The organism is Microbacterium oleivorans (assembly GCF_001691565.1).
GTDB classification, from domain to species: Bacteria; Actinomycetota; Actinomycetes; order Actinomycetales; family Microbacteriaceae; genus Microbacterium; species Microbacterium oleivorans_B.
In genome coordinates, this window is the sequence record NZ_MAYO01000002.1 from 221,492 (window position 1) to 235,734 (window position 14,243).

The 14,243-nt window shown below is 70.8% G+C and carries 15 protein-coding genes; 11 read left to right on the plus strand and 4 right to left on the minus strand.

The window, feature by feature from the left end; translation table 11 throughout:
- Positions 1-18 precede the first annotated feature (18 nt).
- Together BBA86_RS01295 and BBA86_RS01300 are read right to left on the minus strand one after the other, a co-directional pair.
- A complete protein-coding gene (locus BBA86_RS01295) occupies positions 19-441 on the minus strand; it encodes a metallopeptidase family protein (protein ID WP_065569895.1) in 423 nt (140 codons plus the stop codon).
- 29 nt (positions 442-470) lie between these two features.
- Positions 471-1,097 (minus strand): TetR family transcriptional regulator, encoded by a 627-nt coding sequence (locus BBA86_RS01300; RefSeq protein ID WP_065569896.1) that lies wholly within the window; start codon positions 1,095-1,097, stop codon positions 471-473.
- Positions 1,098-1,149: 52 nt separating this feature from the next.
- On the opposite strand from BBA86_RS01300, the gene BBA86_RS01305 reads away from it, so the two are divergent.
- The 11 genes from BBA86_RS01305 (at position 1,150) to hpf (ending at position 11,953) form a co-directional block, all read left to right on the plus strand.
- Positions 1,150-1,767 carry a biotin transporter BioY gene (locus tag BBA86_RS01305; RefSeq protein WP_065569897.1) on the plus strand — a complete coding sequence of 206 codons (618 nt, stop codon included), beginning with the start codon at positions 1,150-1,152 and terminating at the stop codon, positions 1,765-1,767.
- Complete coding sequence (locus BBA86_RS01310) at positions 1,764-2,453, plus strand: energy-coupling factor ABC transporter ATP-binding protein (protein WP_065569898.1); 690 nt, start codon at positions 1,764-1,766, stop codon at positions 2,451-2,453. The genes BBA86_RS01305 and BBA86_RS01310 overlap by 4 nt, the downstream gene beginning before the upstream one ends.
- Positions 2,447-3,040 carry an energy-coupling factor transporter transmembrane component T family protein gene (locus BBA86_RS01315; protein WP_065569899.1) on the plus strand — a complete coding sequence of 198 codons (594 nt, stop codon included), beginning with the start codon at positions 2,447-2,449 and terminating at the stop codon, positions 3,038-3,040. The genes BBA86_RS01310 and BBA86_RS01315 overlap by 7 nt, the downstream gene beginning before the upstream one ends.
- Positions 3,041-3,091: 51 nt before the next feature.
- Entirely contained in the window at positions 3,092-3,298 is a 207-nt protein-coding gene (locus tag BBA86_RS01320; RefSeq protein WP_065569900.1) for a DUF3499 family protein, read from the plus strand.
- A 99-nt stretch (positions 3,299-3,397) separates the two neighbouring features.
- Positions 3,398-3,832 carry a Fur family transcriptional regulator gene (locus tag BBA86_RS01325; protein WP_065569901.1) on the plus strand — a complete coding sequence of 145 codons (435 nt, stop codon included), beginning with the start codon at positions 3,398-3,400 and terminating at the stop codon, positions 3,830-3,832.
- Positions 3,833-3,873: 41 nt separating this feature from the next.
- Positions 3,874-6,213, plus strand: a complete 2,340-nt coding sequence (katG, locus tag BBA86_RS01330) for a catalase/peroxidase HPI (RefSeq protein WP_065569902.1) — start codon at positions 3,874-3,876, stop codon at positions 6,211-6,213.
- Between the two features lie 147 nt (positions 6,214-6,360).
- Positions 6,361-7,041: an MtrAB system response regulator MtrA gene (gene mtrA / locus BBA86_RS01335; protein WP_065569903.1), complete on the plus strand. Its 681-nt coding sequence runs from the start codon at positions 6,361-6,363 to the stop codon at positions 7,039-7,041.
- A 19-nt stretch (positions 7,042-7,060) separates the two neighbouring features.
- Positions 7,061-8,740 carry an MtrAB system histidine kinase MtrB gene (mtrB, locus tag BBA86_RS01340; RefSeq protein WP_065569904.1) on the plus strand — a complete coding sequence of 560 codons (1,680 nt, stop codon included), beginning with the start codon at positions 7,061-7,063 and terminating at the stop codon, positions 8,738-8,740.
- A complete protein-coding gene (locus BBA86_RS01345; RefSeq protein ID WP_065569905.1) occupies positions 8,737-10,413 on the plus strand; it encodes an LpqB family beta-propeller domain-containing protein in 1,677 nt (558 codons plus the stop codon). The genes mtrB and BBA86_RS01345 overlap by 4 nt, the downstream gene beginning before the upstream one ends.
- 89 nt (positions 10,414-10,502) lie before the next feature.
- Positions 10,503-11,177 carry a ComF family protein gene (locus BBA86_RS01350; protein WP_065569906.1) on the plus strand — a complete coding sequence of 225 codons (675 nt, stop codon included), beginning with the start codon at positions 10,503-10,505 and terminating at the stop codon, positions 11,175-11,177.
- Between the two features lie 116 nt (positions 11,178-11,293).
- Positions 11,294-11,953 carry a ribosome hibernation-promoting factor, HPF/YfiA family gene (gene hpf / locus BBA86_RS01355; protein WP_065570152.1) on the plus strand — a complete coding sequence of 220 codons (660 nt, stop codon included), beginning with the start codon at positions 11,294-11,296 and terminating at the stop codon, positions 11,951-11,953.
- Positions 11,954-12,025: 72 nt separating this feature from the next.
- Here hpf and BBA86_RS01360 read toward each other — a convergent pair whose 3' ends face one another.
- Complete coding sequence (locus BBA86_RS01360) at positions 12,026-12,856, minus strand: serine hydrolase domain-containing protein (protein WP_065569907.1); 831 nt, start codon at positions 12,854-12,856, stop codon at positions 12,026-12,028.
- A complete protein-coding gene (locus BBA86_RS01365) occupies positions 12,856-14,181 on the minus strand; it encodes a hypothetical protein (RefSeq protein ID WP_065569908.1) in 1,326 nt (441 codons plus the stop codon). Before BBA86_RS01365 ends, BBA86_RS01360 begins: the two co-directional genes overlap by 1 nt.
- Positions 14,182-14,243 lie beyond the last annotated feature (62 nt).

Genomic DNA, 14,243 nt, shown 5'->3' on the forward strand with positions numbered 1-14,243 from the left:
TCGGCCCGCATCGTCGCGTCAGAAGCGGAAGCGGTCGGGACCCAGGTCCCAGGGATCGCGGTCCAGGTATTCCGCGGCGGCGCGGAAGACGCAGCTCTCGATCATCATGCGGCGGTGCAGGTCGTCGTTGCGATGGAGCCGCGCGAGCCGTTCGATGGGCAGGCGGAAGAGGATGATCCGCTTCTGCTCGCTCTGGACCGCCCAGCGCGGGATGCCGTCCTCGTCGGACGCGTCCGGCATCCACCCGATGTCGAAACGGACCTCCCGGAGTTCGGGCCAGGCGCTCCGGAGGAACTCGACGGCCGTCGTGACGGTCAGATCGAACTTCTCGGCGCGGGTTTCGATGGCTGGCAGTGGGGGCCGGACGACGGAGCTGCGATCCAGGCGGCCGTGCCGGCCGTGACGGTCGGGCCTAGGGGTCGTGCGAGCGCGTCGCCTCACCGGTCCACCTCGCTGCGCATGACGCCATCCTAGGCGTCGGCGGGGTGCCCGACGCCGTCCTGCCGGACCGCGATGCCGCCGACGATGAGAGCGAGGGCGGCGGAGAACGCGTCCTCGCTGGGGTGTGCGAACGACGCCGGGGTGATGCTCGCTCCGGGTGCGGCGGCGCCCCAGGCGTCCGCGGACCGGCGCTGTTGCTCGTGGAAGGTGATCCCGACGACGTAGTGCGTGATCGCGTCGGCGACCACGCGCGCCGTGACGGTGTCCTCCCACGCCGAGAGCGCCACGTGCAGGGGGGATGCCACGAGCCCGAGCGCGAGCGAACTCGAGACGACCTCGGCGCCGTCCCGGTGGGCGAGGAGCGCATCGTGCAGGCGGTGACCCAGGATCGCGGCGGCCTGTCCGAGGCCCTCCGGATCCGACGGCCGGGGCGCGACGGGAGTCAGAATGCGTGCGCTCACGGCGGCCAACAGCTCCTGTTTGCTGGACACGTGCCAGTAGAGAGCGCTCGGCTGGACCCCGATCTCCTCGGCGAGACGGCGCATCGAGAGATCGGGGAGACCGACCCGGTCGAGCAGGTCGACGGCGGCGTCGACGATGTCCTCCTTCGTCCGCCGCGGCGCGCGGGGGGACGGGTTTGAGTCCGGGGGAGTCATGGGGCTACCCTACCTGAACGGTGTTCACGTGAACGCTGTTCAGGAGGATAAGATGACCCGCCCACGCCCGACTCCGCGTCTGGATACGACCGACCTCGCTCGCGCGGCGGTCTTCGCCGGCGTCATCGCCGTGCTCGGACTGCCCGGCTCGTTCTCCGTCTTCGGCGGAGTGCCCATCACGGCTCAGACGCTGGGGGTCATGCTCGCCGGGGCGATCCTCGGTCCGCTCCTGGGAGCCGTGTCGGTGGCGACCCTGCTCGCGCTGGTCGCCCTGGGGCTGCCCCTGCTCGCCGGAGGGCGAGGGGGAGCGGGCGTCTTCGTCGGACCGACATCGGGCTACCTCATCGGTTGGCTCGTCGGCGTCGTGATCATCGGGCTGATCGTGCACGCCGGCAGACGGCGACCGGTGTGGTGGCGAACCCTCCTCGGCGTGTTCGTCGGCGGCGTCGCCGCCGTGTACGCCTGCGGCATCCCGATCCAGAGCCTCATCATGCGGATCGGCCTGGAGCAGGCGGCGCTCGCCAACCTGGCTTTCGTGCCGGGCGATGTCGTCAAGGCCGTCATCGCGACCGTCGTCGTGGGCGGCCTGGTCCGCGGCTACCCGCGCGCGTTCCGGCGCACCTGGGCACCGCGCGCGGGTGTCGCACGCGAGGCGGCTCCGGTCCGGTGACGAGCGCCGTCAGACTCGCCGCGGTGTCGGTCCGGTTGGCCGACGCCGACGTCCTCCACGACGTCGACCTCGCGTTCGACGCCCGGACCGTCGCCGTTGTGGGCGACAACGGCTCGGGCAAGTCGACGCTCGCCCGGCTCATCGGCGGACTCGTGCGGCCGACGCGGGGGAGTGTCGAGGTCTTCGGTCTCGACTCGATGAGGGATGCCGCGGCCCTCCGTCGCCGCACCGCCATCGTCTTCAGCAATCCCGACGCGCAGATCGTCATGCCGACCGTCGCCGAGGACGTGGCCTTCTCCCTTCGCGCCGACCGGCTGTCCCGAGCGGAACGGGACGCGCGCGTGGCGACCGCGCTCGAGGAATTCGGTCTCGCTGACCTCGCCGACCGGCCGGCGTTCGAGCTGTCGGGCGGTCAGAAGCAACTCCTCGCCCTGTGCGGGGCCTTCGTCCGGCGCCCGGACATCGTGATCGCCGACGAGCCGACCGCCTTCCTCGACGGGCGCAACGCCCACATCGTCTCCGGCCATCTCCTCGGCGATGTCGGGCACCGTCTCGTCGTCGTGACGCACGATCTCGACCTCGCCGCGCGGTGCGACATCGCCATCCGGATGCAGGCGGGGCGCGTCGCCCAGGTGGGCGCGGCGGCGGACGTCGTCGCGGCGCATTCCGCGAGCTGGCGATGCTGACCATCTATCGCCCGGGAACGGGGCCCTGGCATCGGATGCCGGCGGGACCGAAGGCACTGGCCCTCCTGCTGCTCGTCTTCGGCGTCTCGCTCCTGCCGTCAGCCTGGCCGGCCGCGGCGGTCGCAGCCGGTGCGTGCGTCGCCTGCTACCTCATCCCCGGCGTGGGTATGGCGGAGCTCGGTCGTCAGGTGTGGGCGCTCCGCTGGCTCGTCGTGGTGGCCTTCGGCCTCCCGTGCATCTTCCTCGGGGTCGAGGCCGCGGCTGTCGGAACCGTTCGGATCGTCGCGGCGGTCTCGCTCGCGGCGCTCCTCGCCCTGACGACTCCGGTCGCCGCTCTCCTCGACGTCGTCGAGCGGGCGTCGGCACCGCTGCGGGTCCTCGGCGTGGACGGCGCCCGTGTCGCCCTCCTGCTGGTCGTGGCCCTCGGCACCGTGCCGACCCTCGCCCGCCTCGCACGTGAGGTCCGTGACGCACAGCGCGCGCGGGGCGCGCGCGGCATCCGGGTCTTCGTGGTTCCCTTCCTCGTGCTCGCGCTCCGTCATGCGGACGACCTCGGGGACGCGCTCACGGCACGCGGGGTGCGCTGAGTCCGGCGCGGCTTCCCACCGGCGCCGGATCGCGCCGATAGCGTGGAGCCGATGCTCGACAGACTCTGCTCCAAGGTGGGCTGCGCCCGTGAGGCCGTCACGACCCTGACCTACGACTACGGCGACCAGATGGCCGTCCTCGGCCCGCTCGGTGCGGGGAACGACCCGCACGCCCACGATCTCTGCGCCATCCACACCGGCCGGATGTCGGTTCCCAAGGGGTGGGTCGTCGTCCGTCACGAGACGCTCCGCGTCTGATCCTGCATGGGGGATGGGCGCGTGCCCGCTCCTGTGGAGCCGACACGCCCGACGCGCTCCTCTTTTGATCGGATCAAAAGAGGAGCGTAGAGTGGGGGCATGACCGATCTCGCCGCGGACCCCGCCGTCGCCCTGCGCGATGCGGGCCTGCGGGTGACCGAATCGCGCCTCGCGGTGCTCGCCGCGCTCGCCGCCCACCCGCACGCCAGCGCGGACGCCGTCTTCGCGGAAGTGACCGGGGCGCTGCCGAAGGCGAGTCGTCAGTCGGTCTACAACGCGTTGAACGACTTCGCGGATGCCGCGATCGTCCGCCGCATCGAGCCGGCCGGCCAGCCCATGCTGTTCGAGCTCCGCGTCGACGACAATCACCATCATCTCGTGTGCACATCGTGCGGTCGTGTGCAGGACGTCGACTGCGCCGTCGGCGCCGCGCCCTGCCTGCATCCCTCCGACGATCACGGCTTCCGGATCGCCTCCGCCGAGGTGACCTACTGGGGCCTCTGCGGCGACTGCGCGGCCGACGCCGCCTCCTGACACCTCCTCCTCCTCTCACCCACCCGAACGGAAGGATCACCATGAGCGACCGTGACCCCCAGGCCGAGCCCATCGGCGCCGAGACCACCGACGTCGACCAGGCCGTCACCCCCATCGACACCCCGGTCGATGAGCGCGGCGACGGCGAGACCCGGCCGCGGGAGAACACCGCTGACGCGTGCCCCGTCATCCACGCCGCGCCCGGCGCCGACCGTGCGAACCACGGCGGCCAGCCGCATCCGACCGTCGGCACCGCCAACCAGGTGTGGTGGCCGAACCAGCTGAACCTGCGCATCCTCAAGAAGAACCCGGCCGTGGGCAACCCCGTCGGCGAGGCATTCGACTACAAGGCCGCCTTCGAGGGCCTCGATCTGGCCGCCGTGAAGGCCGACATCGCCGAGGTCCTCACCACCTCGCAGGACTGGTGGCCCGCCGACTTCGGCAACTACGGCCCCCTCATGATCCGCATGGCCTGGCACTCCGCCGGCACCTACCGCGCGACCGACGGTCGCGGCGGCGGCGGCACCGGCCAGCAGCGTTTCGCGCCGCTCAACAGCTGGCCCGACAACGTCAACCTCGACAAGGCGCGCCGCCTGCTCTGGCCCGTCAAGAAGAAGTACGGCCAGTCGCTCTCGTGGGGCGACCTCATGATCCTCGCCGGCAACGTCGCGCTCGAGACCATGGGCTTCGAGACCTTCGGCTTCGGCGGCGGACGCCCCGACGTCTGGGAACCGGACGACGACGTGTACTGGGGTCCCGAGACCACGTGGCTCGCGGACGAGCGATACAGCGGTGACCGCAACCTCGAGAAGCCCCTCGCGGCGGTCCAGATGGGTCTCATCTACGTGAACCCCGAGGGCCCGAACGGCGAGCCCGATCCGCTGAAGTCCGCTCGCGACATCCGCGAGACGTTCGGCCGCATGGGCATGGACGACGAGGAGACCGTCGCGCTCATCGCCGGTGGGCACACCTTCGGCAAGACGCACGGTGCCGCGCCCGACACGAACGTCGAGGACAATCCCGAGGCCGCCGGACTCGAGCAGCAGGGCCTGGGCTGGAAGAACAACCACGGCACCGGAAAGGGCGACGACACGATCACCTCGGGACTCGAGGTCACGTGGACCTACCACCCGACCCGGTGGGACAACGAGTTCTTCCACATCCTCTACGCCTACGACTGGGAGCTCATGCGCAGCCCCGGCGGCGGGCACCAGTGGCGTCCGAAGAACGGCGCCGGCGCCGATATGGTGCCGCTGGCCCACTCCGACGGGCGCCGCGAGCCCCGCATGCTGACGAGCGACCTCGCCCTGCGGATGGACCCGGCCTATGACGAGGTCTCGCGCCGCTTCAAGGACGACCCGGTCGCCTTCGGCGACGCATTCGCCCGCGCCTGGTTCAAGCTCACCCACCGCGACATGGGGCCCGTCGCCCGCTACCTCGGCCCCGAGGTGCCGCAGGAGGAGCTCATCTGGCAGGACCCGGTGCCCGCGGTCGACCACGAGCTGATCGACGAGGCGGATGCCGCCGTCCTCACCGAGCGCATCCTCGCGACCGGTCTCACGGTCTCCCAGCTCGTCTCGACGACCTGGGCCGCGGCATCCACTTTCCGGGGCAGCGACAAGCGCGGCGGCGTCAACGGTGCCCGGATCCGCCTCGAGCCGCAGAAGGACTGGGAGGTCAACAACCCGGAGCAGCTGCAGACGGTCCTCGCGGCACTCGAGGACGTGAAGGCGGCGTTCGACGCCGAGCAGCAGGGCGGCAAGAAGGTCTCGCTCGCCGACCTCATCGTGCTCGCGGGCAACGCTGGTGTGCAGAAGGCGGCGAAGGATGCCGGTGTGGAGATCTCCGTGCCGTTCCGCGCCGGCCGTACCGACGCGACCCAGGAGCAGACCGACGTCCACTCCTTCGGCTACCTCGAGCCGGTCGCCGACGGCTTCCGCAACTACTACGGACCGAACGCGTTCCTGCCCGCGGAGCACCACCTCATCGACAAGGCGAACCTGCTGACCCTCAGCGCACCCGAGATGACGGTGCTCGTGGGTGGCCTGCGCGCGCTGGGCGCGAACTGGGACGGTTCGTCCCACGGCGTCTTCACGGACCGGCCGGGGGTGCTCACGAACGACGTGTTCGTGAACCTGCTCGATCTCGGTTCGACGTGGACCCCGCTCGACCCGGGCTCGCACGCCTTCCGCGGCGTCGCGTCCGACGGTTCGCAGATCGGCGTCGGCACCCGTGCGGACCTCGTGTTCAGCTCCAATTCCGAGCTGCGCGCGATCGCCGAGGTCTACGCGTCCGATGACGCCGGCGAGAAGTTCGTCCGCGACTTCGTCGCGGCCTGGACGAAGGTCACCGAGCTCGACCGGTTCGACCTGCACGCCTGACCGGCGCCTCGACCACGACGCACGGCCCCTCCGTCACCGGAGGGGCCGTGCGTCGTCCGGGCGGGAGCGGCCGCCCGTCGGTTACTGTGGACTCACCCGTGGGCGGAGCACCGGCATCCGCTGACCCCGAAGGACGACATCGGCTCTATGACATCGCGCATCCTGGTTGTCGACGACGACACCGCTCTGGCAGAGATGATCGGCATCGTGCTGCGCACCGAAGGCTTCGACGTGGCCTTCTGCGCCGACGGTGCGGCTGCCGTCGACGCGTGGCGCGAGGAGCGTCCCGACCTGATCCTGCTCGACCTGATGCTCCCCGGGATGGACGGCATCGAGGTGTGCACGCGGGTGCGTGCCGAATCCGGCATCCCGATCATCATGCTGACCGCCCGCACCGACACCGCCGACGTCGTCCGGGGTCTGGAGTCAGGCGCCGACGATTACATCGTCAAGCCCTTCAACCCGAAGGAGCTCGTCGCCCGCATCCGCACCCGGCTGCGGCCCACCGCCGAGGCGCAGACCGAGAACCTGCGCATCGGCGACCTGACCGTGGACGTCGCCGCGCACGAGGTCCGTCGGGCCGACGGGGTCATCGCGCTCACTCCGCTGGAGTTCGAGCTCCTCGTCGCGCTGGCCTCCAAGCCCCAGCAGGTGTTCACGCGCGAGATGCTCCTCGAGCAGGTGTGGGGCTACCACTACAAGGCCGACACCCGGCTCGTGAACGTGCACGTGCAGCGGCTCCGCGCCAAAGTGGAGCGAGACCCCGACAATCCGCAGATCGTGACGACCGTGCGCGGCGTGGGTTACCGCGCCGGCGCCGCCGTGTGATCGGCCGGAGGATGCCGCCGTGTCGGTGACGGCTCGGACCGGCACGCACACGGTCGTCCCGGGCTGGCGCGACTGGCGGTCGTGGCAACGACGCATCCGGTTCCTGTGGCGACGTTCGCTGCGGTTCCGGACGCTGTCGGCGACGCTGACCCTCACCGCCCTCACCATCCTCGTGGCGCTCGTCTGGATGTCCCTCGCGATCCTGACCGATCTGTACGAGTCCCGTGCGGAACAGGTGCAGGATGCCGCGCAACGCGCCACGCAGGCTGCCCAGAGCACGTTCGATGCTGCCGTCGTCGACAGCGACCAGGTCGCGCTCCAGGTCCTGATGGACGAGGTGAGGCGGGAGATCCTCTCCCGGCAGGCGGGGACCACGATGCTCGCGGTGTTCCGCATCGACGACGAGCCGTCGGCGATCGCCCCGCAGAACTTCGAGGCGGGCGGGCTCGAGGAGTCGATGATCTCGCCGGAGCTCCGCGAAAGCGTGCGGCTGTCCGCCGACCGGCAGTGGTGGCAGTCCATCGGGCTCCCCGAGGCCGATGGCGGCGAGACGCCCGGGATCATCGTCGGACAGCAGCTGATCGTGCCCGAAGCGGGTGCCTACGAGGTCTACTTCGCCTACGATCTGGGCTCCGAAGCGCAGACGCTCCAGTTCGTGCAGGTGACCCTGTGGGTGGTCGGCGCCGCTCTTCTCGTGCTCATCGGAGGGATCTCGCTCTTCGTGCTGAGGTCGGTGACCGTGCCCATCGCGCAGGCCGCCGAGACGAGCGCCAAACTCGCCGCGGGCGACCTCGCCGTGCGCCTCCCGGTCCGCGGCGAGGACGAGTTCGCGACCCTCGGCCGCTCTTTCAACGCGATGGCCGACAGCATCGAGGGGCAGATCAAGGAGCTCGCCGAGTTGTCACTCGTGCAGCAGCGTTTCGTCTCCGACGTCTCGCACGAGCTCCGCACCCCGCTCACGACCATCCGCCTCGCGGCCGACATGATCAACGACCAGCGCGACGAGTTCGACCCCTCGACCGCTCGCGCCGCCGAGCTGCTGCATGCGCAGGTGCAGCGATTCGAGGTGCTCCTCGGCGACCTGCTCGAGATCAGCAGGTACGACGCGGGGTCGGTTCAGCTCGAGCTCGAGGCGACGAGCCTCGCGCACCTCGCCGAGGACACGATCGAGTCGATGGCCCAGCTCGCGGAGCAGCACGGCAGCGACGTCCGACTGGTGGCGCCCGGCGGCTATTCGCCGGTGGAGATGGATCCGCGCCGCATTCGCCGCATCGTCCGGAACCTGCTCGGCAACGCGATCGAGCACGGCGAGGGCCGTCCGATCGTCGTAACCGTCGACAGCGATCAGCGCGCCGTCGCCCTGGGGGTGCGCGATTTCGGACTGGGCATGAGCGACGCGGACACCGAGCGGGTCTTCGACCGGTTCTGGCGCGCCGACCCGTCTCGGCGCCGGACGATCGGCGGCACGGGCCTCGGGCTCTCGATCGCGCTGGGGGACGCGCGCCTGCACGGCGGCACGCTCGAGGTGTGGTCCGAACTGGGGGGCGGGAGCCATTTCGTGCTGACTCTTCCCCGCCGGGTGGGGGAGCACCTCACCGGCGGATCGCCCATCGAACTCGACCCGCGCGACGACGCCGCGCTCGGAGAGCTCGGGCTCACCCAACCCATCACCCTGCCACCGCGGGAGGAGAGATCATGACCACTCGTCGCACCGTCAGCACGGCGATCGCACTGTTTCTCGCCCTCGTTCTGACGGCGTGCGCGGGCCTGCCCACGGGAGGCCCCGTCCACGTCGGCAAGGCGATCGACGAGGTCGAGGGCCCGCCGGACTTCTCCTACGTGCCCAACAGCCCGGTGAAGGACGCCACCCCGCAGCAGATCGTCGAGGGATTCATCGCCGCCGGTTCCGGGCCACGCGGCAACTGGAAGGTCGCACAGGAGTTCCTGACGACGACGTTCCGTCAGAAGTGGCAGCCGCAGGCGGGTGTCACGGTATACGCGCCCGGTGAGAGTTCGATCTCGTCGTCCGTCGAGAACGAACTCGTGTTCAGCGTCGAGCCGGTCGCGACCGTCGATGCGACCGGCTCCTACCGGCCGGCCGACCGCGGCCGCATCCCGTTCACCTTCTCCCTCGCGAAGGAGCGGGGTCAGTGGCGCATCGCCCAGGCCCCGGACGGGATCATCCTCGACGCCAACCGGTTCGGCTCCGTGTTCCAGAGCTACGACCTCTCGTACTTCGACCGCGGGTGGCGAACGCTCATCCCGGACGTCCGTTGGTTCCCCTCCACCAATCCCGCCACGCGGATCACGGCTGCCCTCGTCTCCGGGTCGCCGAGCCCCTGGCTGGCGGAATCGGTGCGATCGGCGTTCACCGGCGAGGTGACGCTGACCCAGCCGTCCGTCCCGGTGGAGTCCGGGACCGCACAGATCTCGTTCGACCCGTCGATCCGCGATCTGAACCGCGAAACCCTGGCACGCATGAAGACCCAGCTCGAGGCGAGCCTGGCGGGAGCGGGCATCCTCGACGTGCAGATGCTGGTCGGCGATGAGCCCCTCGACGTGACGGCACGCACCACGAGGTCCACGGCGGTGGACGCGCGTCCACTCGTCCTGCGCGACGGGGCGTTCGGCTTCCTCTCGGGGAACGACATCGAGAAGGTCGCGGGTCTCGGCGAGGCATTGGACGATGCGGATCCCGACGCCGTCGAGACGGATGCCGCGCGCACGACGGCCGCGGTGCGCACCGGGAGCGGCGCCATCCTGCGCGTGTCCGCCGACGGCACGCAGACGCAGCTCGACACCCGTGCGGGAATGACGGCGCCCACCATCGACACGTTCGGATACATCTGGACGGTGCCCGAGGATCAACCCGGCGAGGTCGTCGCCTACGGCCCGGACGGCACTGCGCGGAAGGTCCCGGCGGGCTGGGTCGGCGCGACGGAGGTCGCGGCGATGCGGGTCTCCCGCGACGGGGCTCGCCTCGCGGCGCTCGTCCGGGCGGGCGGGCAGTGGTCCGTCTGGGTGGCGGGTATCGTCCGCGACGAAAGCGGTTCCGTGCCCACCTCCCTCGGGCAGCCGCTTCCGGTGGCGAACCTCAGCGGCCGGGGCATCGACCTGTCGTGGATCGACGGGGCGACCATCGCGATCGTGTACGTCGACGGTCAGCAGCGGGTCATCCGCGAGCAGACGGTCGGCGGGCAAGGGACGGAGGTCAGAGGCCCCGACGGCGTCGTCGCGATCTCGGGTGGCAACCAGAGCGGGAGCGTCTTCCTGCTCACCGAGGACGGGAGCCTGTACGCGCAGCGCGGATCGTGGCAGATCCTCGCGTCGGATGTGAGCGTCCTCGCGGAGCAGCAGGGCCTGCCCGGCTGATCCTCCTCCACAGGACGCCTTCGGGGGCGCGCGCCCGCAGAGTGGTGCGGCGATCGCCGCGGAGGTCCGTCGGCGAGCACCGTGGGAGGATGCCGCAACCCATGGAAACCCGCACTCCGTCACCTCTGCGACGTGCGGTCACGGAGGCCCTCGCCGTCGTGTTCCCCGTCTGCTGCGCGGGGTGCGACCTTCCGGATCTCGATCTCTGCGATCCGTGCAGCGCCGCGCTCCGCCCCGAGCCTCGTTCCCGCCGCCTCGAGGGCGGCCTCGACGTGCGCAGCGCCCTCGTCTTCGACGGTGTGCCTGCCCGGGTCATCCGTGCCTTCAAAGAGGACGGGCGCACATCGCTCGCGGCGCAGCTCGGCGGCGCCCTGCGCGGTGCGTGGCCTCCCGGGACGGAGGCCGTCCCGGTGCCCGTTCCCACCACCCGGTCGTCGATGCGGCGACGAGGATATTCGCCGGTCGCCCTGGCCTGCCGACGGGCGGGCTGGCACCCCTGCGGTCTGTTGCGCGTCACCCGTTCGACCGCTGATCAACGCGCCCTCGGCCGCGACGAACGCGCCGCGAATCTTGCGGGCGTGATGACGGTGGACCGCCGCGCAGCGGCACGTCTCGCCGGGCGCAGCGTCGTGCTCGTCGATGATGTGGTGACGACGGGAGCGACCCTCTCGGAGGCGGCCCGGGCTCTGTTCGAGGCGGGCGTGCACGTGGCGGGGGCCGTCACGATCGCCTCGACGCCGCGTCGGAGCGCGTCCCGGGGGTGAAAGCGGATTCATCGTGAACAGTCCGTGACACGGCGAGGTGACGGCACTACGGTGGGGGGACACAAGGCGAACCGAGGTCCGCCCTTGACCGGGTGGACCGGAACAAGGAGGTCACGATGGAGATCAGTATCGTCGGCGTGGGAGTGAGCGTCAGCGACCGATTCCGCTCCGTTGTCGAGGAGAAGTCCGCCCGAATCGAGCACCTTTCCCCCCGAGCCCAACGGCTCGACATCAAGGTCACGCATCGCGCCTATCACAACGGGGGCCGCGAGGACGAGACCGTCGAGGTCACCCTGACCGGCAAGGGCCCTGTGGTCCGCGCGGAGGCGGTGGACGGCGACAAGTTCGCCGCTCTCGATCTCGCGATGACCAAGCTCGGCGAGCAGATCCGCCGCGCGAAGGAGAAGCGCGTCGACCTCCGGAACCACCCCCGCGGCGCGAAGCTCGAGAAGGGCACGGGCACGCTGCAGGGCATCGACGTCCAGCCCGCCTCCGTCGACGTCATCCGCGCCGTTGCGACGGGCGAAGTCCCGATCATGACCGGGGCCGAGGACGAGGAGGACTACACGCCGGTCGTCATCCGCACCAAGCGATTCGATCCCGAGTGGATGACCGTCGAAGACGCCGTGGACCGCATGGAACTCGTCGGCCACGACTTCTTCCTCTTCATCGACGCCCGCACCGACCAGCCGAGCGTCGTCTACCGCCGCAAGGGCTGGGACTACGGCGTGATCTCCCTGACCACCACGGCCGCGCCGGCGGAGCTCGCCTCCTGACCCGTCACGTCCGAACAGGAGAGGGTGGATGCCGCGCGGCATCCACCCTCTCTTCGTCTGGCACGCGGAATCTCAGTCGCCCGCGAGCGCGGCCAGGACGCCGTCGCTGAAAGGAGGCCACGCCTCGGCGGCCCACGGACCGAAGGGGCGGTCCGTCAGTGCGATGAGCGCGGCCCCCGCTCGAGGGTCCACCCAGAGGAATGTGCCGGACTGCCCGAAGTGTCCGAAGGTCTCGGGGGAGTTGTGGGTGCCCGTCCAGTGCGGGCTCTTGGTCCCGCGGATCTCCAGCCCGAGCCCCCAGTCGTTCTCGGGCTGCTGGCCGAAGCCCGGAAGGACGCCGCGGCGCCCCGGGAAGGACACGTCGGTCGCGCGCTCGAGCGTCGCGGGGTCGAGCAGACGAGGACGCTGCAACTCCGCGGCGAAGCGCGCCAGGTCGGCGGTGGAGGACGATCCTCCTGCCGCCGCGGAGTCGCCGATCGAGGTGTGGGCCATCCCGAGCGGCGCGAAGACCGCCTCGTGGGCGTAGGCGTCGAAGGCGATCCCCGTCTCGGACTCCAGCAGATCCGCGAGGACCTCGAAGCCCGTGTTGGAGTACAGCCGGCGCTCGCCCGGGGCCGCTCGGAGGGTCGACGACGAGAAGTCGTACCCGGCGGTGTGGGCCAGGAGGTGCTCCACGGTCGCGCCGGGAGGGCCGGCCGGCTGATCCAGCGACAGGGCGCCCTCCTCGACGGCGACGAGCGCCGCGTACGCACTGAGGAGTTTCGTCACGGAGGCCAGACGGTAGATCCGGTTCTGATCGCCGGCGGATGCCGCGGTTCGGCCGTCGGCGGCGACCACCGCGGCCGAGGCGTGCAGAACATCCCAGCGCTGCGAGACGGCGAGGGCGTCATCGAGCGCCGTCATCAGTCGAACATGCCGTCGAGGAGACCGCCGATGACGAGGCCGCCGAGCAGGCCGCCCGCAAGGCTTCCGCCCCCCATGCCCCCGCCCATGCCGCGTCCGCCGTAGCCACCGTTGCCCCAGTCGTCGGGGCGCGAGGAGTCGATGTCGCGCTGCGCGAGCTGCAGAGCCTCGCCGGCGAGGTGCGCAGCCCGGCGAGCGAGGCCCATCGCCTCGTCGCGGTCGTCTTCGCCGATCGCCCCGGCGAAGCGCAGCAGGTCGTTTCGGACGCGTTCGGCTTCGGCCAGTCGGGTGCGGGCATCCGCGCCGATCCAACCTCGGTGACCGGAGATGACGCTCCGGGCGACGCCGATCTGGCGATCGGCGTCGTCGATGGCGTGATGCACGTGAGCTTCGGAGGGGACCGGGCGGGCTGCGCGTTCACGAGCCTTGTCGACGGCGGCGTCGAGCGCCGCGTTGGCCGCGCGCAGTCGGGTGAGCTCGGCGAACGGGTCCGGTTTGCTGCCGGCGGGAGTCAGTGACCGGAGTGCGGCGTCGAGGTCGGCTGCGGCTGCGGCGACTGCAGGAGTCGACAGCAGGGGCTGCGCGACGATCAGATCATCCCGGGAGTCGTCGACGATCGCGGCGAGTGTGGATTCGGCGCGGAGCGCCTCGATCTCGAACGTGTCGACGGCCTCGACGAGCGTTCCCGCGCGGCGCGAGGCCTCGATCGCGGTCTCGAGGGCGAGGTTCGCCTGCTCGCGCTGTCCGGCGTCGCGCCGACGCTCGGACACCTCGGAGCTGTGCTCCGCGAAATCGAGCAGCTGGGCGGCCTCTGCGGCATTGCCCAGAACCGTTCGCATCGCGGCGTCGGAGTATCGGGTAGACAAGCGCTCGAGACTCGCGTTCAGCGCGGGAAGCCGGTCACGCAGCCGGGCCACGTCACTGCGGATGCCGGCGATGATCTCCGGTGCGCGACGCGCGCGGGCGATCGACTCGGCCAGCGTTTCGGTGCGGTCATCCAACAGGTCCTCGGCCCACTCGCACAGCTGCACGATCCGAGCGTTGCGCGTGCGCAGCTCCTCGGGGGTGTCGGGGATCTCGTCGTGGTTCAGTTGATGCAGATGGAATGCCTCGCCGAGATGCTGTCGAACGGCAGCCAGCGCCTCGCGGAGGTCCTTCGTCGCGTCGTGCCCGAGCTCGATCTCCGCATACGCGAGTTCGTCGTCCGTCACGCGGATGCGCTCGTCGGCGGCGACCAGTGCGGCCCCCGCCTTCCGGCCGAGTTCGGCATCCTGTGCCTCGATCTCCGCGTCTTCGCGCTTGCGCCTGCCCCAGAAACCCGCCATGCGCCCGATCTTACGGGCCGACGGATGCCGGCGGTCCGTCACCGGCCCGGGGATGGCGACGT